The 23,551-nt window shown below is 67.5% G+C and carries 17 protein-coding genes; 13 read left to right on the top strand and 4 right to left on the bottom strand.

Annotated elements, in window-relative coordinates:
• The 9 genes from ACILRN_RS01675 to ACILRN_RS01635 all read left to right on the top strand — a co-directional run.
• The coding region (locus ACILRN_RS01675) for an alpha-2-macroglobulin family protein (protein ID WP_395684928.1) at positions 1-4,703 on the top strand (4,703 nt) is incomplete at its 5' end.
• Positions 4,687-6,801: a penicillin-binding protein 1C gene (pbpC, locus tag ACILRN_RS01670; RefSeq protein ID WP_395684926.1), complete on the top strand. Its 2,115-nt coding sequence runs from the start codon at positions 4,687-4,689 to the stop codon at positions 6,799-6,801. The genes ACILRN_RS01675 and pbpC, both read left to right, overlap by 17 nt.
• 61 nt (positions 6,802-6,862) lie before the next feature.
• Positions 6,863-8,068, top strand: coding sequence for an AGE family epimerase/isomerase (locus ACILRN_RS01665; protein WP_395684924.1), 1,206 nt, complete (start codon positions 6,863-6,865; stop codon positions 8,066-8,068).
• A gap of 174 nt (positions 8,069-8,242) precedes the next feature.
• Entirely contained in the window at positions 8,243-8,623 is a 381-nt protein-coding gene (locus ACILRN_RS01660) for a hypothetical protein (protein ID WP_395684923.1), read from the top strand.
• 234 nt (positions 8,624-8,857) lie between these two features.
• Positions 8,858-9,871, top strand: a complete 1,014-nt coding sequence (bchI, locus tag ACILRN_RS01655) for a magnesium chelatase ATPase subunit I (protein WP_395684921.1) — start codon at positions 8,858-8,860, stop codon at positions 9,869-9,871.
• Entirely contained in the window at positions 9,871-11,607 is a 1,737-nt protein-coding gene (locus tag ACILRN_RS01650) for a magnesium chelatase subunit D (protein WP_395684919.1), read from the top strand. The genes bchI and ACILRN_RS01650 overlap by 1 nt, the downstream gene beginning before the upstream one ends.
• A gap of 1 nt (position 11,608) precedes the next feature.
• Complete coding sequence (gene bchO / locus ACILRN_RS01645) at positions 11,609-12,496, top strand: alpha/beta fold hydrolase BchO (protein ID WP_395684917.1); 888 nt, start codon at positions 11,609-11,611, stop codon at positions 12,494-12,496.
• 19 nt (positions 12,497-12,515) lie between these two features.
• Positions 12,516-14,048: a phytoene desaturase gene (locus ACILRN_RS01640; RefSeq protein WP_395684915.1), complete on the top strand. Its 1,533-nt coding sequence runs from the start codon at positions 12,516-12,518 to the stop codon at positions 14,046-14,048.
• Positions 14,029-15,057 (top strand): phytoene/squalene synthase family protein, encoded by a 1,029-nt coding sequence (locus tag ACILRN_RS01635; RefSeq protein WP_395684914.1) that lies wholly within the window; start codon positions 14,029-14,031, stop codon positions 15,055-15,057. The genes ACILRN_RS01640 and ACILRN_RS01635 overlap by 20 nt, the downstream gene beginning before the upstream one ends.
• 204 nt (positions 15,058-15,261) lie before the next feature.
• Here the strand turns inward: ACILRN_RS01635 and ACILRN_RS01630 are convergent, their stop codons facing one another.
• From ACILRN_RS01630 to crtD, 4 genes are all read right to left on the bottom strand, one after another.
• On the bottom strand, positions 15,262-16,176 hold the full coding sequence (locus tag ACILRN_RS01630) for a hypothetical protein (protein ID WP_395684912.1): 915 nt from the start codon (positions 16,174-16,176) through the stop codon (positions 15,262-15,264).
• 198 nt (positions 16,177-16,374) lie between these two features.
• Positions 16,375-16,995 carry a 5'-methylthioadenosine/S-adenosylhomocysteine nucleosidase gene (locus ACILRN_RS01625; protein ID WP_395684910.1) on the bottom strand — a complete coding sequence of 207 codons (621 nt, stop codon included), beginning with the start codon at positions 16,993-16,995 and terminating at the stop codon, positions 16,375-16,377.
• A gap of 71 nt (positions 16,996-17,066) precedes the next feature.
• The gene (locus tag ACILRN_RS01620; protein WP_395684908.1) at positions 17,067-17,885 is read right to left on the bottom strand and encodes a hydratase; all 819 of its coding nucleotides are present in this window, start codon (positions 17,883-17,885) and stop codon (positions 17,067-17,069) included.
• Between the two features lie 38 nt (positions 17,886-17,923).
• On the bottom strand, positions 17,924-19,429 hold the full coding sequence (crtD, locus tag ACILRN_RS01615; protein ID WP_395684906.1) for a 1-hydroxycarotenoid 3,4-desaturase CrtD: 1,506 nt from the start codon (positions 19,427-19,429) through the stop codon (positions 17,924-17,926).
• Between the two features lie 110 nt (positions 19,430-19,539).
• Here crtD and ACILRN_RS01610 point away from each other — a divergent pair, with 110 nt between their 5' ends.
• The 4 genes from ACILRN_RS01610 (at position 19,540) to ACILRN_RS01595 (ending at position 23,548) form a co-directional block, all read left to right on the top strand.
• Positions 19,540-20,412, top strand: coding sequence for a polyprenyl synthetase family protein (locus ACILRN_RS01610; RefSeq protein WP_395684904.1), 873 nt, complete (start codon positions 19,540-19,542; stop codon positions 20,410-20,412).
• A 1-nt stretch (position 20,413) separates the two neighbouring features.
• Positions 20,414-21,499: a methyltransferase gene (locus ACILRN_RS01605; protein ID WP_395684902.1), complete on the top strand. Its 1,086-nt coding sequence runs from the start codon at positions 20,414-20,416 to the stop codon at positions 21,497-21,499.
• A gap of 118 nt (positions 21,500-21,617) precedes the next feature.
• On the top strand, positions 21,618-22,553 hold the full coding sequence (gene bchC, locus ACILRN_RS01600; RefSeq protein WP_395684900.1) for a chlorophyll synthesis pathway protein BchC: 936 nt from the start codon (positions 21,618-21,620) through the stop codon (positions 22,551-22,553).
• Positions 22,550-23,548 carry a chlorophyllide a reductase iron protein subunit X gene (locus ACILRN_RS01595; RefSeq protein WP_395684898.1) on the top strand — a complete coding sequence of 333 codons (999 nt, stop codon included), beginning with the start codon at positions 22,550-22,552 and terminating at the stop codon, positions 23,546-23,548. Before bchC ends, ACILRN_RS01595 begins: the two co-directional genes overlap by 4 nt.
• The last annotated feature ends 3 nt before the right edge of the window (positions 23,549-23,551 follow it).

The raw sequence follows: 23,551 nt of genomic DNA, 5'->3' as shown, positions 1-23,551 counted from the left end.
TCCGCGCCAGCTATGAGGCGCTGCGCGCCAGCCATGGCTTCCGGGTTGTCGACTACAAGGTCAACAGCGAGATCGCCCCGCCACGCGCCTGCTTCGAGATGTCGGAGCCGCTGTCGCGCACCCTCACAGACTTCACCGCCTATGTAACCCAGGAGCCCGGCCCCGTTGCCGCCGTCACCGCAGAGGGGACGCGCCTGTGTGTCGAGGGCCTGAAGTTCGGCGAGCGCTACCGCGTCGGCCTGCGCAAGGGCCTTCCCGCCGCCATCGACGACGTGACGGTGCAGGATGCCAGTTTCGAGTTCTATGTGCGTGATCGCAGCCCCGCCGTGCGCTTTGCAGGCAATGCCTATGTTCTCGCCCGCACCGGCCAGACCGGCATTCCGCTCGTCTCGGTGAACAGCAGCGCAGCCAGCCTCAAGCTTTACCGCATCGGCGACCGCAACCTGGTTGGCAGCGTCATGGGCAGCGATTTCCGCGCCCAGCTCAACGGCTACCGCGCCGAGGAAATCGCACGCAGCAGCGGCGCGCTGATCTGGCAGGGCTCGCTCGCCACCGCCTCGCCGCTGAACCAGGATGTCACCACCGCGGTTCCGGTTGAAGAGGCCGCCGGACGGCTGGAGCCGGGTCTTTATGTGCTGACGGCGCGGCCATCCTCGCGCCAGGCGGACGACTATGAGACCATCGCGACGCAGTGGTTCGTCGTTTCCGACCTTGGCCTGTCCACCATGAGCGGCAAGGACGGCCTGCATGTGCGCCTGCGTTCGCTGGCGACGGCCCAGCCGGTGACCGCGGCGCGCCTGCGGCTCATCGCCCGCAACAACGAGGTGCTGGCCGAGGCCACTCCCGATGCCGAGGGCCAGGTGCTGTTCGAACCGGGCCTGCTCAGGGGACAGGGCGGCGATGCGCCCGCGCTGCTGGTTGGCCAGTCGGATGTGGACGGCTACGGCTTCATCGATCTGCAGCAGCCCGGCTTCGACCTCACCGACCGCGGCGTCGACGGCCGCGCCGCTCCTGGCCCCGTCGATGCCTTCGTCTATGCCGAGCGCGGCGTCTACCGCCGCGGCGAAACCGTGCATGCCAGCGTGCTCCTGCGCAGCGACAGCGCCGTGGCAATGGCCGGCGCACCGCTCACGCTGCGGGTTGAGCGCCCCGACGGCGTTCGCTTTCTCGCGGCCAGCCTCACCGACCAGGGTGCAGGCGGCTACAGCCATGCCTTTGCCATTCCGCCAGGTGCGCAGGGCGGAACCTGGCGGATCAAGGCGCTCACCGATCCCAATGGCGATCCGGTGGGTGAAACATCCTTTCTCGTCGAGGACTATCTGCCCGATCGCATCGAGTTCGACCTGGTCTCGAAGCTCGCACGGCTGAGCGATGAGGCGCTGCTCGCCATTGATGGCCGTTATCTGTTCGGCGCACCCGGCGCAGGCCTCGCCATTGAGGCCAACGTTACGCTTGCGGCCGACGCCACCCCTTTTCCGGAATGGAAGGGGTATCGCTTCGGCCTCATGGATGAGCAGCCCGACCCCGTGCAGGTCGCAGTTGGCGATCTGCCGCTGACCGACATCAACGGTCACGCCGAACTCGCCCTGCCACTGCCCGCCCGGCCGGTCACCACGCGCCCGCTCAAGGCCGACATCGCCGTGCGCCTGCGTGAGCCCGGCGGCCGCGCCGTCGAGCGCAACCTCAGCCTTCCGGTCGCTGCCGGGCAGCCGATGATCGGCATCAGGCCAGAGTTTGGCGATGGCGCGGCGCCGGAAGGCCAGCCCGCCGGATTCCGCGTCATTGCCGTCGACGCCGAGGGCCGCCTGCTCGCCCGCACGGACGCAAGCTTCACCCTGAAGCGCCTCGAGCGTGACTGGCAGTGGTTCAACAGCAATGGCGAATGGCGCTGGGAAGCCGTCACCCGCAGTTCAAGGATCGCCAATGGCACCATCACATTGGAGGGCGACAAGCCGGGGACCCTGTCGCTCCCCGTATCCTGGGGCGAGTACCGCCTGGAACTCACCGCTGCCGGCATGACACCGGCGTCGATCGACTTTGCCTCGGGTTACTACACGCAGTCTTCCGCCCGGGCCGACACGCCCGACACGCTGAAGGTCGCACTTGATCGCACCGAGGCGCGCAGCGGCGAGACCCTCACCGTCAAGATCGAGTCGCGACAGCCCGGCAAGGCGGTGATCGATATCGTCGGCGAGCGTCGTCTCGCGACACGCACCGTTGATGTTCCAGCCGGCGGCATCTCAGTTCCCTTCACCGTCGGCGAAGACTGGGGCACTGGCGCCTATGTGCTGGCCACCCTCTATCGGCCGATGGACGTCGCTGCAAAGCGCATGCCCGCACGCGCCATGGGCGTGGCATGGTTCGGCATCGACCATGCCGCGCGCACCCTTGACGTACGGCTCGACCCGCCCGACCTCATCAAGCCGCGCAACCGCCTCACCGTGCCGGTCAGGATCGGCAATCTTCCGGCGGGTGAGGAGGCCTTCATCACCGTCGCGGCGGTCGATGTCGGCATCCTCAATCTCACCCGCTACGATCCGCCCGCACCAGAGAAATTCTACTTCGGCCAGAAGCGCCTCAGTGCCGAGCTGCGCGACATCTACGGCATGCTCATCGACGGCATGCAGGGCGAGCGCGGCGCATTGCGGTCTGGTGGCGATGGTGGTGCCCTGTTCAATGCGCCGCCCCCGGCGCAAAAGCCGCTGAGCCTGTACTCCGGCATCATCAGGGTGGCGTCCGATGGCACAGCTGCCGTCGACTTTGACATTCCCGCCTTCAACGGCACCATCCGCGTGATGGCCGTGGCCTGGACAAAGACCAGCCTTGGCCATGCCTCGGCAGACGTCCTCGCCCGCGATCCCGTCGTCGTCACGGGCAGCCTGCCACGCTTTCTGGCAGCTGGTGACATCTCGACCTTGCGCTTCGACATCGTCAATGCCGACGGTCCGGCCGGAGACTATACCCTCGGCCTGTCGCTTGACGGCCCGCTCAGCACCTCCCCGCAGGCAAAGATACAGACCTTCCAGCTCGGCGGCGCCGGGGCGCGCGCCAGTCTTTTGGTTCCGGTCACCGCCACTGCGCCGGGCGACGTCTCGATTGTTGCAACCCTCAAAGGGCCGGGCGATCTCCTGCTCGATCAACCCTTCACGCTTGGCGTGATGCCTGCCAATGCACCCCTCACGCGCCGCTTCACGCTGCCGCTCGCGGCAAAGGGTGGCGCACTCACGCTGAGCCGTGACCTGCTCGCCGAAATGCTGCCGGGAACCGGCGCGGTGGCGCTCTCGGTGAGCCCGCTGCCGCAAATCGATGCGGCGGGCCTCATCAAGGAACTCGACCGCTATCCCTATGGCTGCACCGAGCAGACAGTGAGCCGCGCCCTGCCGCTGCTGTATCTCTCTGACCTCGGCCTCGATCCGGCGGAGCTTGATGCCGACCTGGCGTCACGGCTGCAGCAGGCCATCGACCGGCTCGTCAACCGCCAGTCGGGCGCGGGCGCCTTCGGCCTCTGGTCCACCTATGGCGACGAGACCAGCCTGTGGCTGACCGCCTACGTGGCCGACTTCATGCTCAGGGCCCGCGAGAAGGGCTTCGCCGTGCCGGAGGACTCGCTGATCACGGCGCTCGACTACATCCGCAACATGGTGGGCAACGCACCCGACATTGCTCCCGGCGGCGGCCAGGACATGGCCTATGCGCTCTATGTGCTGGCGCGCGCTGGGCGAGCACCCGTGGGAGATCTCAAGTATCTCGCCGATACCCGCATCAATGACTTTGGCTCGCCGCTTGCGCGTGCACAGATCGGCGCCGCCCTCGCCATGCTGGGCGATACCGCACGCGCCGACAGCGCCTTCGCTGCCGCCGACACGGCGCTGGCGAACGACCTCGCCACTGGCGGCCCGACCGCCTGGCGCACTGACTATGGCAGTGTGCTGCGCGATGCCGCGGCCATCCTTGCACTTGCCACCGATGCCAGGGCGCAGCCGCAGGTGATCCGCGCGGCGATGACGGCAGTCGGGCGCGAACGCATGCGCTCACCCTATGCATCGACCCAGGACATGGCCTGGATGGTGCTCGCTGCGCGCTCAATCGCGCAGGAGGCGAAGTCGATCCGGCTGCAGGTCGGCAAGGACGCGCAGGAGGGCGCGCTCAACCGCGTGTGGAGCGAAGACGCACTCGGCAGCGAGGTGCGTATCGAGAATCTGGGGCCCGACGCGCTCACCGCTGCCGTGGCGGTGTCCGGCGCGCCGCGCGTGCCGGAGCCCGCCGCCAGCAATGGCCTGGTCATCGAACGCAGCTACTTCACGCCCGACGGCACCCCCGTCGACGTCGCAAGCATCAGGCAGAACACCAGGCTCGTCACCGTGCTCAGCGTGATGCGGACGGAAGGCGACATGCTGACCGGCAACTTCCTGCTGGTCGATCGCCTGCCCGCCGGCTTCGAAATCGAGAACCCCTCGCTCGTCGCCTCGGGGGGCCTTGCCAACATCGCCTGGCTGTCCGACACCACCTGGGCGCCCTATACCGAATTCCGCGACGATCGTTTCGTGGCCAGCTTCACGAGCTCCACCGCCAGGCTCGCCTATATGGTGCGGGCCGTCTCGCCGGGCACATATTCCCATCCAGGTGCCACCGTCGAGGACATGTATCGCCCCGCTCTCAATGCGCGGAGCGCGCCGGGCAGTGTCAATGTCACGCCACCCTGACCTGGCAAGTCGGCCCGGCATCTGGCCCCTGCGCTTCTATGCGGGTCTGCTCGCCATCCTGTTGCTGGTCAATGCAGCAGGCTTCACGGCAAGCGAGGTGCTGCGCCGCCTCGGTCCGGCCCCGCTCGGCGAGCGCCTCACCTATTCCACCCTCGTCACCGGACGCGATGGGCAGCTGCTCCGCCCCTTCCTGACGCGCGACGGCTACTGGCGTCTGCCGATGACAACCGCAGATGCCGATCAGCGCTACATCCGCATGCTCATCGCCTATGAAGACAAGCGCTTCTTCGACCATCACGGCGTCGACCCGCTGGCCCTGCTGCGCGCCGGCTGGCAGGCCCTGCGGCACGGGCAGGTTATCTCAGGCGGTTCGACTCTCACCATGCAGGTGGCGCGCCTGCTTGAACCGCGGCCCCGCCGCAGCCTCGCCGACAAGCTGGCCGAGATGATCCGGGCCGTGCAGATCGAGCAGCGCCTGGGCAAGGCGGAGATCCTCGATCTCTATCTGTCGCTTGCGCCTTACGGCGGCAATGTGGAAGGCCTGCGTGCAGCCACGCTCGCCTATTTCGGCAAGGAGCCCAGACGCCTGTCCACCGCCGAGAGCGCCCTTCTCGTGGCACTGCCACAAGCACCCGAGCAGCGCAGGCCGGACCGCCATGCCGCGGCAGCACAGGCTGCACGCAACCGCGTGATTGCACGGCTCGCACGGGCGGGCGTGGTCAACCGCGATCAGGCGGAAGCAGCGCTGCTCGAACCGGCTCCTGCGGGCCGCAAGCCCTTCCCTCTGCTTGCCGCGCACGTGGCGGAACGGCTGGCGGCGGGGGCCCCGCCCGGCCGTGTCATCCGCTCCACCATCGACGCCGCACTGCAGGCCTCGCTCGAACGTCTCGCGCGTGATCGTGCGCTCGCCATCGGCTCAGGTGTTGCCTCTGCCATTCTCGCGGTCGACAATGCCACCGGCGAGGTCATCGCCCATGTCGGGGGCACCGGCTATTTCGACCAGCAGCGCGCCGGCCAGCTTGATCTCGCCACCAGCCTGCGCTCTCCGGGCTCGACGCTGAAGCCCTTCATCTACGGCCTCGCCCTTGAAGACGGCATCGTCCACCCGGAGACGCTCATCGATGACCGCGCCATACGCTATGGCGCCTATGCGCCGGAAAATTTCGACGACAGTTTTCACGGCACGGTCACGGTCCGCACCGCTCTGCAGCAATCGCTCAACGTTCCCGCGCTTCAGGTGCTGAATGTGATCGGGCCGGACCGGCTGGTGGCGCGACTGGCCAACGCCGGCGTCCGGCTGGCCCTGCCGAAGGATGCCGCGCCGGGCCTCGCCGTGGGGCTTGGTGGCGCGGGCGTCCGCCTGACCGACCTCGCCGCTCTTTACCTTGCCCTCGCCCGCAATGGTCAGCCGCTGCGGCTTTCCTGGCAGGCTGATGCGCGGCAGGCGTCGCAGCCGCTGCGGCGCCTGTTCGAACCGCAGGCTGCATGGACGATCTCCGACGTCCTGAAAGGTGCGCCGGCGCCGCCCAATGCACTGGGCGGCCAGATCGCCTTCAAGACCGGCACCTCCTATGGCTATCGCGACGCCTGGGCGATTGGCTATGACGGCGCCACCACCATCGCTGTCTGGGCGGGCCGGCCCGATGGCGCGGCCGTGCCCGGCGTGGTTGGCCGCATGGCTGCTGCGCCGATCCTGTTCGAGGCCTTTCAACGGCTGGGCCGGGCCCGCACCCCGCTCGGCCCGCCACCGGCGGGAACGATCATCGCGCGCAGCGAGGACCTTCCTGCCGCGCTGCAGCGCTTCCGTCCCGACGGCCTGCCGGAAATGGCGAACACGGCCCGCGCCGACACACCGCCTGCCATTGCCTTTCCACCTGACGGCGCGCGCATCGACCTGGGCGATGAGACCTCCCCGGTGCTCAGCCTCAAGGTACTGGGCGGAACGCCTCCCTTCATCTGGCTTGCCGACGGAGTTCCGGTCGTGCCCGGGGAATTCCGCCGCGATGCGCTCTGGGAAGGTCCCAGCCACGGCTTTACCCGGCTGTCGGTGATCGATGCCCGCGGCAAGACGGCAAGCGCGCGAATCCGCATCGAATGAGGGCTTGCAGCCTCTGGCCACGTCGCGCAAAACTGCCACGCACACAGCAACGGACACGATCATGGCAGCCACGTCCTGGATAGACCGGCCCTATCATCGCAACTGGCTCATGCAAAGGGCGGATGCGCTGTTCGATCTGTTTCAGTCGAACGCCATCAATCCGAAGGGCGGCTTCTTCGATCTTGATGCCGCAGGCCGTCCGCTCGGCACGCTGCGCCAGATCCACGCCACTGGGCGCATGGTGCATTGCTTCGCGATCGGCGCGCGGCTCGGGCGGCCCGGCGCCGAGGACGTCGTCGACCACGGCATGCGCTATCTCTGGAACGCCCATCGCGACCAGCAGTATGGAGGCTACTGCTGGTCGTGTGACGATGCCGGCTACGTCGACACCAACAAGCAGGCCTATGGCCACGCCTTCGTGCTGCTGGCTGCGGCCGACGCCACCATGCTCGGCCACCCGCTCGGCGAGCAGCTGCTGGCCGACGTCACGGAGGTGCTCAACACCCGCTTCTGGGAGGAGCAGCACGGGGCCGTGTCAGAGGAATACGCGCGCGACTGGTCGCCCATCTCGGACTATCGCGGCCAGAACTCCAACATGCACCTCACGGAAGCCCTGATGGCGGCCTTCGAGGCAACCGGCGATGACGCTTATCTCGACAAGGCGCGGCACATCGCGCATCTGATCATCACCCGCCATGCCGCAGCGCTGGGCTATGTCGTGGGCGAGCATTTTGACAGCCACTGGAACCTCGACCGCAGCTACAAGGGCTCCGACATGTTCCGCCCGGCCGGCACCACGCCCGGCCATGCGCTGGAATGGTCCCGGCTGCTGGCCCAGCTCTGGGTTCTGGACGGCTATCGCGAGGGCCGCTTCCTCGATGCGGCGAAAAAGCTGTTTCAGGCTGCCGTGAAGCTGGGCTGGGATCATCAGTCGGGAGGCTTCTACTACACGCTGGACTTCGAAAACCGTCCGGCCATCACGCACAAGCTCTGGTGGCCAGCGGCAGAGGCCATCGCCGCAGCCGCTTTTCTGCATGCGCTGAAGCCCGACGACGTCTACGAACAGTGGTACCGCAAGGTGTGGAATTTCACCGCCAGCCACTTCATCGATCCGGCCAACGGGGGCTGGTTTCCGGAACTGGGCGATGACCTGCGCCCGGCCGACCGCTTCTTCACCGGCAAGCCGGACATCTACCACGCGCTCCAGGCCTGCCTCATTCCGCTCTATCCGGCGAAGGGCAGCCTGATGAAGGTTGTCGCCAGCTGAGCGCTGCCCGGTGGACCGGTCCCGAAGCGGGCGCGGCTGCACCTCATCTGTTGCAGGGATGAACGCCCGATGAACGCCGCCTTCTGACCGCGTTCAGCCAGCTTCCCCCAGTTTCACGGCCAACGAGACCGCCACCGGTTCGTTGCACTGGAACTCAATCAAGGGAGACCGCACATGTCCAGCACCACGCTTTCATTCGCCGCCGCAATTGCCGCCGTTGCCATGGCCGCCTTCGGGCCGGCGCCGGCCGAAGCGACGCCCCGCAGCTATCCGCTGATCTGCCAGGGCGCGGGCAACATGGTTGCCAGCATAAAGTCCAACGCCAGCATATCCCTGCGGTTTTCACCCGGGCGCGAAGCCAGCGTGGTCAGGGCTGGCGAATGCACCTGGATCGACCGCGGCTTTCGCGATGGCGAGCCCAATGTCCTGTCGCTGTCAGGCAACCGTCGCGGCGCAAACTACCTTCTTGACGGCATGCTGAGCGGCAACCGCTTCTATGTCCACGGCTACAATGACGGCAACGGCCGTCTGGTCATCACCCGCATCGGCCTGTGAGCGCGATGCGGTGCAGGCCGGCGCCGCCTCACCGGGCGGCGTTGGCCTTCATCCACCTGATGCCGCCGACGCCTGGGCACGCAGGTTTCAACTGAGATACATGCAGGTCTTGCAATGCAATTGAAAATTGCATGTGTTCGTCGCCAACCGACATCATGAGAGACCGGGCCTCGCATTTGCGAACTGTCAATTCCATGTTACACATCGCCAACTGACACGCCGCCGGATGGTTTCATGAGCGCCCGTTATCCGTTTTCTGCCATTGCCGGCCAGGAGGAGCTGAAGCAGGCGCTGCTCCTGACCGCCGTCGACCCTCTGATCGGGGGGCTGCTGGCCTTCGGCGACCGTGGCACCGGCAAGTCGACCGCCGTCCGCGCGCTTGCGGCGCTGCTCCCGGAGATTCGCGCCACGTCCTGCGCCTATCACTGCGACCCCGATACGCCTGCGGCCCAGTGCGATGCCTGCCGCAAGGCGGCCAGCCACAAGCTGCGCAAGATCCCGATCCCCGTCGTCGACCTGCCGCTCGGCGCCACCGAAGACAGGGTGCTCGGCGCCCTCAACCTCGAGCGCGCCCTGTCGCATGGCGAGAAGCACTTCGAGCCGGGCCTGCTCGCCCAGGCCAACCGCGGCTATCTCTATGTCGATGAGGTCAACCTGCTTGAGGATCACATCGTCGATCTGCTGCTCGACGTGGCAGCCTCGGGCGAGAACGTGGTGGAGCGCGAGGGGCTGAGTCTGCGCCACCCGGCGCGCCTCGTGCTGGTGGGCAGCGGCAATCCGGAGGAAGGCGAACTGAGGCCGCAGCTTCTCGACCGTTTCGGGCTGTCGGTGGAAGTCCGCACGCCCTCCGACGTGTCCGACTGGGTTGAGATCGTCAAGCGCCGTGATGCCTTCGAGCGCGATCCGGAGGGCTTCCGCGCGCAATGGGAAAAGGCCGAGGACCAGACCCGGCGCCGCATTCTCAAGGCACGCCGCGCGCTTGCCGCCGTGGTGGTGCCCGATGCCATTCTCGAGCGCGCCGCCGCGCTCTGCATCCATCTCAGGACAGACGGTCTGCGCGGCCAGCTGACCCTGATGCGCGCCGCCCGCGCCCTTGCCGCCTTCAACAGCGCCCGGCAGGTGACGCTCGATCATCTGCGCGCCATGGCCGCACCTGCGCTGCGGCACCGCCTGCGGCGCAACCCGCTTGATGAAACAGGCTCCACGGTGCGCATCGACCGCGGCGTTGCCGAGGTGCTGGGGGCCTGATGACAGCGGGCGATGCCGCCTTGGCCATGGCCCTGCTTGCGATCGACCCGCAACGGCTGGGCGGCGTCATACTGCGCGGTCGCGGCGGGCCCGCCCGCGACCAGTTGATTCACTCCCTGTGCAATTACTGCCCGGACCGGCGTCTGGTCCGCCTGCCGCCCCATACCGGCGAGGACCGTTTGTCGGGCAGCCTCGATGTTGCCGAAACCCTGCGCACCGGAAAGCCCGTCCATGACCGTGGTCTCCTTGCCCAGGCGCATGGCGCGTGGCTCCTGCTCGCCTCGGCCGAGCGGCTCTCGTCCGGCAAGGCGGCGCTGATTACCACGGCGCTCGACGAGGATGCCACGGCATTTGCGCTGATCATCTGCGATGAGGGCGGCGAGGACGAGCAGGCGCCGCCGGGGCTTGCCGAACGCACCGCCTTTCTGATCGACCTCGACACCGGTCATGACGATGAGCCTGTCACCCTCGATGCCGCCAACGATCTCGCTGGCGATATCGCCGTCGATGTCGCAGTCGATGTCACCGTCGATGTCACCGCCGCGCGCGCGCGGGTGTCCGGGGTCCGACTGCCCGATGCCATTCTCGAGGCCCTGTGCCGCACCGCGCTGGCGCTGGGGCTCGTGTCCCTGCGGCCCGCTGTGCTTGCAGCGGCTGCGGCATGCGCGGCAGCCGCGCTTGCCGGCCGCCAGACGGTGACCGACGCCGATGCCGCCTGTGCCGCGCGCCTCGTACTGGCGCCGCGCGCCCGTGTCATCCCCGCGGCCGAAACGGAGGAAGACGCCGCTCCGCCGCCGCCGCCCCCGCCACCCTCGAGCGAGGAGGCCGGCGACAGCGATGCCGCGCCATCCCCGGAGGAGATCAGCGAGCTGCTGCTGGCCGCCGTCAAGGCAGCGCTTCCGCCTGGCCTGCTCGCCGCGCTCGAGGCGGGGCTTCGCCAGGCATCGGGCAAGCCGGGCGCGGGCGCTGCTGCAACCAGGCTGGGGCTGCGCCGCGGCCGACCGCTCGGCTCGCGCCCCGGCCAGCCCCGCAACGGCGCTCGGCTGGCGCTGATCGACACGCTGCGTGCAGCCGCACCCTGGCAGCCCCTGCGCCGCCGCGAGCAGCCCGGCCGCAACGGGTTGATCGTGGCGCGCGGCGATCTCCGCATCCGGCGCTTCAAGCCGAAACAGGAGACGACGGCGATCTTCGTGGTCGATGCCTCCGGTTCGGCGGCCATGCGGCGCATGGCCGAGGCCAAGGGCGCCATCGAACTGCTGCTGGCCGACTGCTACGTCCGGCGCGACCGCACGGCACTGATCTCCTTTCGCGGCACGGGAGCAGACCTGCTGCTGCCGCCGACGCGCTCACTGCAGCGCGCCAAGAAGAGCCTCGCCGATCTTCCAGGCGGTGGCGGCACGCCGCTCGCTGCCGGGATCGAGCAGGCGATCAGCGTGGCCGATCAGGTTCGCCGCGCCGGCGGCACGCCCCTCGCCGTGTTCCTCACCGATGGCAAGGCCAACGTCACGCGCTCGGGCGGCGCTGGCCGCACCGAGGCGCTGCAGGATGCCGATGCGGCGGCGCGCGCCCTCCGGGCCAGCGGGCTCAGGGCCCTGATGATCGACCTCGCCGACGCGGGCCCTGGGCCTGCCCGCCGCATCGCCGAGGCGATGGGCGCGAGCTACCTGGCGCTCCCGCATGCCGATGCCGCGGGCATCTCGCGCAGCGTGTCGGCCGCCATGAAGGCCACACCCTGAGATGGGCTATTACCTCGACTGGGCAACCGACGGCGCCGACTGGCCCAACCGCGAGGCCAGCCGCTTCGTCTCGGCCGCAGGCATGCGCTGGCATGTCCAGGTGATGGGCAGCGGGCCGCCGCTGCTGCTGCTGCACGGCACCGGCGCCTCGACGCATTCCTGGCGCGATGTGATGCCGCGCCTTGCACCCTATTACACCGTGGTCGCGCCTGATCTTCCGGGCCACGCCTTCAGCGTGCCGGCAGCGCCGGCGAGCCTGTCGCTTCCCGGCATGGCGGCCGCGATCGCCGCCCTTCTGCGCAGCCTGCAACTCGATCCGGTGCGCGCTGCGGGTCATTCGGCGGGCGCTGCGGTGCTGGTGCGCATGGCGGTGGAGCGCCACATCGCACCGGCTGACCTGGTGAGTTTCAACGGCGCCTTCTTTCCGGTGGGCGGCGTGGCGGGCCAGTTCTTCTCCCCGCTCGCCCGCGCCTTCGCCAATGCCACGCTGGTGCAGAAACTGTTCGCGCGCATGGCCGACCGCAAGGCGGTTGAGCGCCTGCTGCGCGACACCGGCTCGTCGATCGATGCCGAGGGCGTCGCCCTCTACCAGCGCCTGTTCTCCAACGAGGGCCACGTCGCGGGCGCGCTCGGCATGATGGCCGCCTGGGACCTGCACTGGGTGCCGCAGGATCTGCGCAATCTTCCCCTGCCGATCACGCTGGTCGCCGCCGGCAATGACCGCACGGTGCCGCCGGCCAACGCCGCGGAAGCTGCGAGGCTCACCGCCCAGCCGCACCGGATCGACCTGCCCGGTCTCGGCCACCTCGCCCATGAAGAGGACCCTGCCACTGCGGCCGCCATCATCCTGGCGCCCGGGAGCTTCGCCCCCTTGCCAAAGCAGCCCTGACGGTTTCTACTGTCAGGAGATGTTTACAGAGACCGAACATCCCCCGCCGCCGGCCCGGACTGCGGACCAACGCCCGCATGCCGTGGTCATCGGCAGCGGCCTGGGCGGCCTTGCGGCGGCGATCCGGCTCGGCGCGCGCGGCTACCGGGTGAGCGTCCATGAGAAGCTGGAGCAGCCGGGCGGCCGCGCCTCGGTGTTCCGGCAGGATGGTTTCACCTTCGATGCCGGCCCCACCATCATCACCGCCCCCTTCATTCTGGAGGAACTCTGGTCACTCGCCGGAGCGAAATTCTCCGACGATGTCACCCTGAAAGCCCTCGACCCGTTCTATGACATCCGTTTCCATGACGGCACTGTGATGACCTGCTCGGGCGATCCGGCCCGCATGCGTGAGGAAGTGGCGCGCATCTCGCCCGGCGATGTGGCGGGCTATGAACGTTTCATGGCCGAGAGCGAAGCCATCTACCGCATCGGCTTCGAGCAGCTGGGCCATGTGCCGTTCGGGTCGCCCATGGACATGGTCCGCATCGCGCCGGACCTCGTGCGGCTCGGCGCCTGGCGCACCGTCTACCAGCATGTCTCGGCGCGCGTGAAGGACCCCAAGATCCGCATGGCGCTGAGTTTCCATCCGCTGTTCATCGGCGGCAATCCGTTCAAGGTCACGGCGATCTACAGCATGATCGCCTATCTCGAGCGCCAGTTCGGCGTGCATTGCGCCATCGGCGGCACCGGCGCGCTGGTCAGGGCCATGGCGCGGCTCATCGAACGCCAGGGCGGTACAATACACCTCAACAGCGAGGTGGCCGAGATCACGCTCGAAGGCCGCCGCGCCACCGGCATCCGGCTCGCCGATGGGCGCAGCGTGAAGGCATCGATCGTCGTTTCCAACGCCGAGACGGCGCACACCTACATGAAGCTCCTGGGCAAGGCGCCGCGCCAGCGCTGGTCGGATGCGAAGCTCGCCCGCGCCCGCTATTCGATGAGCCTGTTCGTCTGGTATTTCGGCACCAGCCGGCAATATCCCGCTGTGCGCCACCACACCATCATGATGGGCCCGCGCTACCGCGGCCTGCTCGATGACATCTTCACGAAGAAGCATCTGGCGGATGACTTCAGCCTCTACCTGCACCGGCCCACGGCGTCGGATCCGCAACTGGCGCCCGCGGGCTGCGACAGCTTCTACGTGCTCTCCCCGGTGCCGCACCAGGACTCAGAGATCGACTGGAAGGCCCGCGCGCCGTCCTACCGCGCCGCCATCGCCGCGCATCTCGAGGCCACGCTGCTCCCCGGCCTGTCCGGCAGCATCGTCACCGAGAAACTGATCACCCCGATAGATTTCCAGAACCGGCTCGGCTCCTACAAGGGCGCCGCCTTCGGGCTGGAGCCGGTGCTTTTGCAAAGCGCCTGGTTCCGGCCCAACAACAAGTCGGAGGACATCGACAACTTCTTCCTCGTGGGAGCAGGCACGCATCCCGGCGCCGGCCTTCCCGGGGTCATTTCCTCTGCCCGCATTCTTGATACCGTGGTGCCCGATGTCTCCGCCTTCGCCTGATCCCTTCATCGTGAGCCCGGCGGATCTGGCGCAATGCCGCCAGATGATCCGTGAGGGCTCGAAGACCTTCTACACCGCCTCGCTGCTGCTGCCGCAAAGGGTATGCGATGCCGCGCGTTCGCTTTATGCCTTCTGCCGCGTGGCCGATGACCTGGTCGACCGCACGCCCGACAGCCGTGCCGCCGTCGATGCGCTGCTGGCCCGGCTCGACCGCATCTATCGCGGCGCGCCCGATGACCAGCCGGCCGACCGCGCCTTCGCCGATGTCGCCCTGCGCTTCGCCATCCCGCGCGAGATCCCGGAGGCCCTGATCGAGGGCTTCGCCTGGGATGCGAGCGGACGCCGCTACCAAACCCTCGATGATCTCCACGCCTATGCGGTGCGCGTGGCGGGCACGGTGGGCGCCATGATGTCGCTCATCATGCAGGTGCGCGAACCCTACGCCATCGCCCGCGCCTGTGATCTGGGCGTGGCGATGCAACTCACCAACATCGCCCGCGATGTCGGCGAGGATGCGCGCAACGGCAGGCTCTATCTGCCGCTCGACTGGATGCAGGCCGAAGAGGTGGACGCCGAGGCATTTCTCCACACGCCCCGCCACTCTTCAGCCGTGGGCCGTGTGATTGCCAGAATCCTCGCCCAGGCTGACGTGCTGTATGCCCGCAGCCTCACCGGCATCGCCATGCTGCCCGCGGGCTGCCGCCCATCGATCCATGCCGCCCGGCTGCTCTACGCCGGCATTGGCCGGGCGGTGGAAAGCAATGGCCACGACAGCGTCGCAACGCGCGCCGTCGTCCCGGCGCGCCGCAAGCTGCAGCTTCTCGTCTCGGCCCTGTCCGCAAGCCTCGGCCGCCCGCCGCAGAGCGGCCTTGCGGCCTTGCCCGAGGCGCAGTTTCTCGTCGATGCCGTGGGCCGCGCCGGGGAGGCGCAACGCCCGCCCCGCACGCTCGATGAACGCGCGCAGTGGCTCACCGAGCTCTTCACCAGGCTGGAGAAGCAGGGCTCATGAGCAGCGGCGCCATCGCCTTTGTGGAAATGCTGCTGGTGGTGGGGCTGGTGGTGGGCTTCGGCGTCTGGGAATTGTGGAACCTGCGGCGGGATAAACGGAAGTAACCAATTCCGGTGAGGTTGCGCTTTATTGGGGTGGTCCAACGTCAAGCGCATCCAAGGCAGTTCCGGAAAAAGGTGCGCTGTCACCGAAATCTCGAAACCCTCAGAACCCCTCCGGATTGCCCTCCACGATCACGCCCGTGCCCTGCTCCTCTCCGTCATTGAGCCAGGTCACCTCGCCGCCATCAATCTTCACCTGCCAGCAGGATTCGGGATCATCCTCGTACTGGATGCACATGCTGTCGCCATCAATGCGCCATGTGCCGCTGAAGTTCTCGCCCTTGACCGCACCATCGGGGCCATAGAACTCCTCATAGGCGCCACTTTCGTTCATGCTGCCCTTCACCGTGTTGCCGGCGAGCGCCGCGGCGATCTCCTCGCCGCTGGAAATGGCGCTGCCGGCGGCAGCGCCGTCCGCCCCCGGCTCCGGCCCGCCGACGATCTCGAGATCAATGCCGTAGTTGCGCGCCTCCTGAAGCGGCAGCCACTGCATGTCATGCGGCGGCGCCGAGGTAAGATACACAATGGCCGACTGCGGCAAGGACAGCTGGTTCAGATAGGCCCCCACCAGGGCGTTTCCCGCCCCGGTCTCGGTGGCCTGTCCGTTGTTTTCGATATAGGCGGCGTGAAAGCCGATGCGGGCATCGGGATGCGCGTAACGCTTGATGCCGCCGAGCCAGGCAAGCCCGCAGGCCGAGGCGCATTCCACGCCAGCATCCACGGCGGTGGCGAATTCCTTCAGCCTGATGGCCCGGCCGATGTTGAGCCCGGCCAGCAGGTCGCCGCCCGGGCTTTCGAACAGCACCATGGCATTGTCCATGTCTAGGACGAGTGCCGTGAATTTCTTGTCATCGCCGTCCTCGAACACGCCGGAGATCAGGATCGCCGGAAACTCCTTGGGGCTTGCCGGATCGACCGTGATCTCGGCGCCAAGGGATGGCCCGCCGGAAAATGCCAGCCACGCCGCCGCGAGGGCCATGCCGGCCTGCAACCGGCCTCCAAAACCATCAACTTTCATCACTGCCTCTCTCGACCACCACCTGCACGGCGTCATCGCCATCATGAGCTTCACCCATTTAGCGCCCGGTTTCCAGTGCGCTTCGCCATCCCGCGCGAGATTCCGGAGGCCCTGATCCGGAGGGGGTGCCTGGGATGCAAGCGCACGAGACCCAAGTCATTGCCCGCAATGTCGGCGTGGATGCCCGCAGCCGCAGCCTCAGCCGCTCGCCTGCTGATCGAGCAGCCGGTCGACCACCAGCGCCATCCTGGCATCGATCACATGCAGATAGGCCGTCCAGTCGCTGATGTGCGTGAGCTCCGCCGCGCCATCCGATATGCCGCGCAGGCCGACGAGCGGCAGATCATGGCGCATGCAGGCCCTGGCGATCGAGAAAGTCTCCATGTCCACCATGTCGCTGTCGATCCTGTCATAGGCAGCGCCACTGACGATGTTGGCGCCGGTGGACAGCCGCTTGGCCGGAACATCCGGCAGGGGGGCCAACAGTTCAAGCTCGGCAGGAATGTCCAGAAACGGGGTGAGCCCGGGGGCAAAGCCCAGCGCCGAGGCATCCATGTCGCGATAGCTGACCCTCGCCACCTGATAGACCTCCGCCTGCTGCAGCCTGGCCGAACCCGCCGATCCGAGGCTCACCACCAGGTCCGGCAGGCGGCTCTCTGCGGCGAGACGGGCGAGCGCGGCAGAGGCCACCACGGCGGCCTCGACCGGCCCGACGCCGGTGAACAGCGGCTCGAAGCGCCGGGCCAGTTCCGGCCCGTATTCAGCCTCCACCGCCATGACGAACAACACGCGCCGTCTGCCCGCCTCAACGATCTTCATGCAGCAATCCCCCGCCTCTTCGATGTGCGCTCACTTAGACCAATATTCTCTCGGCTGGAAACTCGCTCAGATCAGCCCCGCCGCGGCATGCGGAACGGCAGCATGCACTGCACGATGGGATTGCGGAAGCGCGCAAGCGACAGGCTCTCGTGAAAGGCGTCGGCGCCGCCATCGCCGGTTCGCATCCGCAGCAGCGTGCGCGCATAGAAGGGCGAGTCCTCAAGCAGCGAGACCGCCTCGAAGGGCACGCCGGACCGCGTGTGCCGCGCCATGCGCCAGAAGGTCTGCGGCATCTCTGCGCGTGGTGGCACGGCGTCCTCGCGCACAGTGCCGTCCGCTCCGATGTCGAGCGCGAAGGCCGCGGCTGACCCGTCGCGCAGCACCGTATCGTAGATGATTGAGGCGCCGGACGGCTTGGCCGCGCGCGACCAAACCCAGCTCTCGAAACTCTCCTCCAGGGGAACGCTGCCCCAGTTCATGTCATGATAGCCGGTGCCTGACCAGGACAGGCCCGGACGCTCGAACTCGGCGACGATCGAGGAAAACGGCGCCACCGGGCGCCAGTGATGAAGTCCTGCGGGGTCGAGCGCCACCTCATGCGCGCAGATCGCGGACGGCGTGAGGCGAACCCGGCCCCTGACCCGGCGCGGCACCGGCACGGTGATCTCGTCGATGTCGATCACCAGCGCATCGCCATCCCAATGCATGGCGCTTGGCCCGATGGCGAAGCTGGTCTCGTTGCGCGCAACCCAGCGCTTGCCGCGCTCGGTCATCGCCCAGCGGTGGCCCGCCCCGCCATACAGCGCCACATTGAGCGCGCAGAAATTCTCCGGGTCAGCCGCACCCCTGCGCCGCGCGCGGGCGTAATAGGGCGAGAACACGCTGCCCACGAAACCGATGATGGTGAGGCCGTGGCGGCCATCATCGCTCAGGCCGTCGAGATACCACCAACGGTAGCCCCCGGGTGGAACCTCCGTTGCGAAGCCCGGAACGCCAGCAGGCTTTGTGCCGCCAGCCTCCCGGACAGCGCTGCCATCGGCACGCCGGGGCCCGGGTGCACGCTGCCCCCTGCCAGAAACAGGCCCGGCACCGCCGTTCTGGCGGCCGGGCGCTGGAATGATGCCATCCATCCGTGCGAGGCCCTCCCGTAGAGTGCCCCGCCCGTGGCCGGAAACAGCTGTCCGAAACGGGCGGGGTCTGTCATCATGACGTGATCCTCAGTCCATGCAAGCTCGAGTCCGCAGGCTTCAAGCCTGGCGCGCATGGCGCGTTCGACAGCGGCTGCGGCCTGCGGTGCGTGGTCGCCGTTGGCCGGCGAATTGACCAGCATCAGCAGGCGCTCCGGCCCATCGACATTGCCCTCGCGGTCCTGGGCGCAGACATAGACCGTGGGTTCGGCCGGATAGCCACGTTCAAGTTCGCGGAACTCCTGCGCATAGTCCTTCGAGAAGAACACATTGTGCCGCGACAGCGGAAAGCCGCGCGTGGCAATGGCCGCCGCCCAGGTGATCGCCGACAGCGAACGCTGCGGCGCGCCGACAGGCCGCGCTGCACGCTGCACAGCCTTTCCCAGCAATCCGCTTGCCACGGCATTGGCATCGGCATTGACGATCGCGGCATCGCAGGCCAGCCGCTCCTCGGCCGTGCATACCGCGCTGACCCGGCCCGCCGCGGTTTCGATCGCGGTCACCTCCTGCCGGTAGCGAAACGCCACACCCTTGCGCCGCGCCAGTGCCTCGAGCGCCAGCGCCAGCTCATGCATGCCGCCCTGCACGGTCCACACCCCGGCCTGCTCGACATGCGCGACCAGCATCAGCGTGGCAGGGGCGAGAAACGGCGAAGAGCCGCAATAGGTCGCATAGCGCCCGAACAGCTGGCGCAGGCGAGGATCGCGGAAGTGGCGGCCCAGCCCTGCCCACATCGTCTCGAAGGGATTGATGCGCGCCATCGCCACCACGCCCGAAAGCCCATTGGCCATGGCGAGGCTCAGCGGATTGGGCCGCTGCGAGCGGATGAAGGGCATTTCCAGGGTGTCATAGATGCGGCGCGCCTCGGCGCTGAACGCAACAAAGCGCCGCGCCTCCGCCGCGCCCGCAAAGTCGCCGATCGCATCGGCCGAAGCCGCCGCATCGGCGTGAAGGTCGAGCCGCTCCGTTCCGCTCCAGGCGTGACGCGCCAGAATGCTGAGCGGCTCGAGCCGTACATGATCGCCAAGCTCCTCGCCGGCCTCGGCGAACAACTCCTCGAACACCGCGCGCATGGTCAGCACCGTCGGCCCGCCATCGATCGGCTGGCCGTTCACGGCAAGCCGCCGCATCTTGCCGCCCGGCGTGGCCGCCCGTTCGAGCACCGTCACCTCCTCGCCGCTGCTGGCGAGCGCCACCGCAGCCGCAAGGCCGCCAATGCCGGCGCCGATGATGACTGTCCTGGACACGGGGCAGATCGCTTCCCTGTTGCGGATCCCGTCCAACTATGTCAATGTTTCGTGACAGTCGCAAGTGACGTGCGTATCTGACGTTGTTTCGGATAGGGAACAAATACGCCATGGATGTCGGAATTCGCCTTGAGCAGGAACTTGACCTCGCGGTGGGAAGAGCTGCCGCAACCGATTGCCCGCCTCTTCTTGCCACGGCGCTGCGCGACGCAGTCTTCCCCGGCGGGGCGCGCATCCGGCCACGGTTATGCCTGGCCGTAGCCAACGCATGCGGCAACCGGAACGCAACCGCGGCGCTGGTTTCAGCAACATCCATCGAGCTTCTGCACTGCGCCTCGCTGGTGCATGACGACCTGCCCTGCTTCGACAATTCGGCCCTGCGCCGCGGCAAGCCCTCCATTCACGCCGCCTTCGGAGAGCGGATTGCGGTGCTGACCGGCGACGCGCTGATCGTGCTGGCCTTCGAGTGGCCGGCGCTGCGACTGGCAACCGCGCCGGAAGCCCTCGCGCCACTCATCCGAATCGTCGGGTCCTGTGTTGGCGGGCCTTCTGGAATCTGCGCCGGGCAGGCATGGGAATGCGAGGAAACAATCGATATTGTACGTTATCAGCGGGCCAAGACCGGCGCCCTGTTTGCCGCCTGCACCATGGCGGGCGCGGCAGCCTCCGGCCATGAGCCGCTTGCCTGGCAGCGTTTGGGCTTTGCCATTGGCGAGGCCTTTCAGGTTGCCGATGATCTGCGCGACGTGGCCGGTTCGGCGGAGAGCCTTGGCAAGCCGGTGCATCAGGACGAGGCCAACCAGCGGCCGAATTTCGTTCAGAAACTTGGCTTTGACGGCGCCATGGCCCACTTCGAGGGCCTGCTGGCGGAGGCCATGGACGCGATCCCGCCTTGCCCGGGGGCGGAGCAGCTTGGCCAGCAGATCACCGGTGTCTCGCGCAGCCTTGTGACCGGCCTCTCGGCGCACACAGCCGCCGCCTGACATGAGCCTCTGGGGCCGCGCCCGCGACCAGTGGCGGCAGCTCCGCAACAGCCTGCTCGCCGACCCGCGGTTTCAGAAGTTTGCTGTTGATTTTCCGCTATTTAGACCCATTGCACAACGCCGGTCGCGGGCCTTGTTCGACCTGCTGGCGGGCTTTGCCTATTCGCAGGTCCTCTACACCACGGTGAAGCTGGGCCTGATCGACATGCTGCAGGCGCGGCCGCTCTCCCCCGCCGATCTCGCGGCCCGACTCGGCTGGCCCCCGTCACGCTGCGACCGGCTGGTCAAGGCTGCGGTGTCGCTGGACATCCTCGAACTCACCGACGGCGGTCTGGTCACTCTCGGCCAGCATGGCGCTGCCCTCGCGGGCAATCCGTGGATCGCCCGTTTCATTCTCCACCACGATCTTCTCTACGATGATCTCGCAGACCCCGTCGCACTGCTGTCGGGCGCTAAAAAAGATTGCAAGGTCAAGGACTTCTGGAGCTACGGCGACCAGCACAACGCCACCGCCTACACCGCCCTGATGGCCGCCTCGCAGCAGGCGGTGGCCGCCGAGGTGCTTGCCGCCTACGACTTTGGCCGTCACCGCCACCTGATCGATGTCGGCGGCAGCAACGGCACCTTCCTCGCCGCCGCCGCAACCCGTCACCCGGACCTGCGCCTGAGCCTGTTCGATCTTCCAGCGGTTGCTGAGCTAGCGCGCACAAACCTTGGTGATCGCGTGCAAATTCATGGCGGGTCTTTCCTCACCGATGATCTGCCCGCGGGCCCGGACGTTGCCACCCTCATTCGCATTGCGCATGACCACGACGACGAGGCCGTGCTGAGGATCTTCGCCGCCATCCGCCGCATGCTCCCGGCCGGCGGAGTGCTGATTCTGGCCGAGCCTCTCTCCGGCCGCGCCGCCACCGCCCCCATCACCGACGCCTATTTCGAACTTTATTTTGCCGCCATGGGCCAGGGCCGCACCCGCACGCCGCAGCAGCTTGCGGCAATGGCCGCAACGGCCGATTTGTCGCTGCACACCGTGGCAAAAACCAAGCGGCCGGTGGTCGCCTCGGTGCTGCAGTTCACCGCCATCTGACTATACACATCTGACTGTACAGCGCTCTTGACACTTTAAAGTGTAAGAGTAATCTGACAATCAGGAGTCTCCGGCCCTTCGTGCAAACGCGCCGGACCTCATGGGAGAGAGACCGAGGATGGACACGGTCGCGGTCGTTCTGGACAAGCCAGGCAAACTGGCGCTCAGGACGGTGGAACTCGAAGACGCAGGGGCGGACGACATCGTCGTCGATGCCGCATGGACGGGAATCTCCTCTGGCACCGAACGCCTGCTGTGGGCCGGACGCATGCCGCACTTCCCCGGCATGGGATATCCTCTGGTACCCGGCTATGAGACCATCGGCAGGGTGAGCCGCGCCGGCCACGGTTTTTCCGAGGGTGACCTCGTCTTCGTCCCGGGCGCCAATTGCTACAAGGGCCTGAAGGGCCTGTTCGGCGGCGCTGCGGCGCGCCTCGTGCTGCCGGCCCAGCGCGCCGTGCCGCTCCCTGCCCTTCAGGACTCAACCGGAACCCTCATCGCGCTCGCCGCCACCGCCCATCACGCAGTGGCTGGCCCGCGGGCCGCGTTGCCGCAGTTGGTGATCGGCCACGGCATTCTGGGCAGGCTGATCGCCCGCATGACCCTGGCGCTCGGCGGCCCGGCCCCCACCGTATGGGAAATCCAGACTGCACGTCGCGACGGCGCCGCTGGCTATTCCGTTATCGACCCTGCAGGCGACTCGCGCCGCGACTACGAGACGATCTGTGATGCAAGCGGCGCTTCGGATCTTCTCGACACCATCATTCCCCGGCTCGCCAAGGGCGGTGAAATCACGCTCGCGGGCTTTTACGAACAGCCCCTCTCCTTCGCCTTCCCGCCGGCCTTCATGCGTGAGGCGCGCATCCGGATCGCGGCGGAATTCACCCGCGCCGACATCGATGCCGTCAACGCGCTCCTCTCCGCCGGCCACCTGAACCTTGATGGGCTCGTCAGCCATCACGCACCCGCCCGGCACGCGCGCTCGGCTTACGCTCAAGCCTTTACCGACCCGACCTGCATCAAGATGGCCCTCGACTGGAGCACACTCTCATGAACAGCATCGATCTCAACCTGGTGCGTGACGCGAAGCTCCGCGAGGAGGCCAGTCAGCCGCTTGATCCCGTGCACACCGGCCCGGTCAAGAAGGAAACGCAGATCATCGCCATCTACGGCAAGGGCGGCATCGGCAAGAGCTTCACCCTTGCCAACCTCTCCTACATGATGGCCCAGCAGGGCAAGCGCGTGCTGCTGATCGGCTGCGACCCCAAGAGCGACACCACTTCGCTGCTGTTCGGCGGCAAGGCCTGCCCCACCATCATCGAGACATCCGCCAAGAAGAAGCTTGCCGGCGAAGAAGTGAAGATCGGCGACGTGTGCTTCAAGCGCGACGGCGTGTTCGCCATGGAACTCGGCGGCCCGGAAGTTGGCCGCGGCTGCGGCGGGCGCGGCATCATCCACGGCTTCGAGCTTCTGGAGAAGCTGGGCTTCCACGAGTGGGGCTTCGACTATGTGCTGCTCGACTTCCTGGGTGACGTGGTCTGCGGCGGCTTCGGCCTGCCGATCGCGCGCGACATGTGCCAGAAGGTGATCATCGTCGGCTCGAACGACCTGCAGTCGCTCTATGTGGCCAACAATGTCTGCTCGGCGGTGGAATACTTCCGCAAGCTCGGCGGCAATGTAGGTGTCGCAGGCATCGTCATCAACAAGGATGACGGCACGGGCGAGGCAGCAGCCTTCGCCGAGGCGGTGGGCATTCCGGTGCTGGCCTCGATCCCGGCCCATGAAGACATCCGCCGCAAGAGCGCCAATTACGAGATCATCGGCAAGCCCGATGGCGAATGGGGCCCTCTGTTTGCAGGCCTCGCCGTCAATGTGGCGGAAGCGCCGCCGCAACGCCCCTCGCCGCTCGACCAGGATGGGCTTCTCGGCCTGTTCAAGGGTGACACGGTGGGCCGCGATGTGGTGCTGCAGCCCGCCTCCGCCGAGGACATGTGTGGCGGCACCATCACCGCCAAGCCTTCACTCGAAGTCATCTACGACACGGTGTAGCAC

The sequence above is a fragment of the Aestuariivirga sp. genome, from assembly GCF_044238155.1.
GTDB lineage: Bacteria > Pseudomonadota > Alphaproteobacteria > Rhizobiales > Aestuariivirgaceae > Aestuariivirga.
The sequence above is the reverse complement of the archived record's forward strand: the minus strand, read 5'-3'. Positions and strand labels throughout refer to the sequence as shown.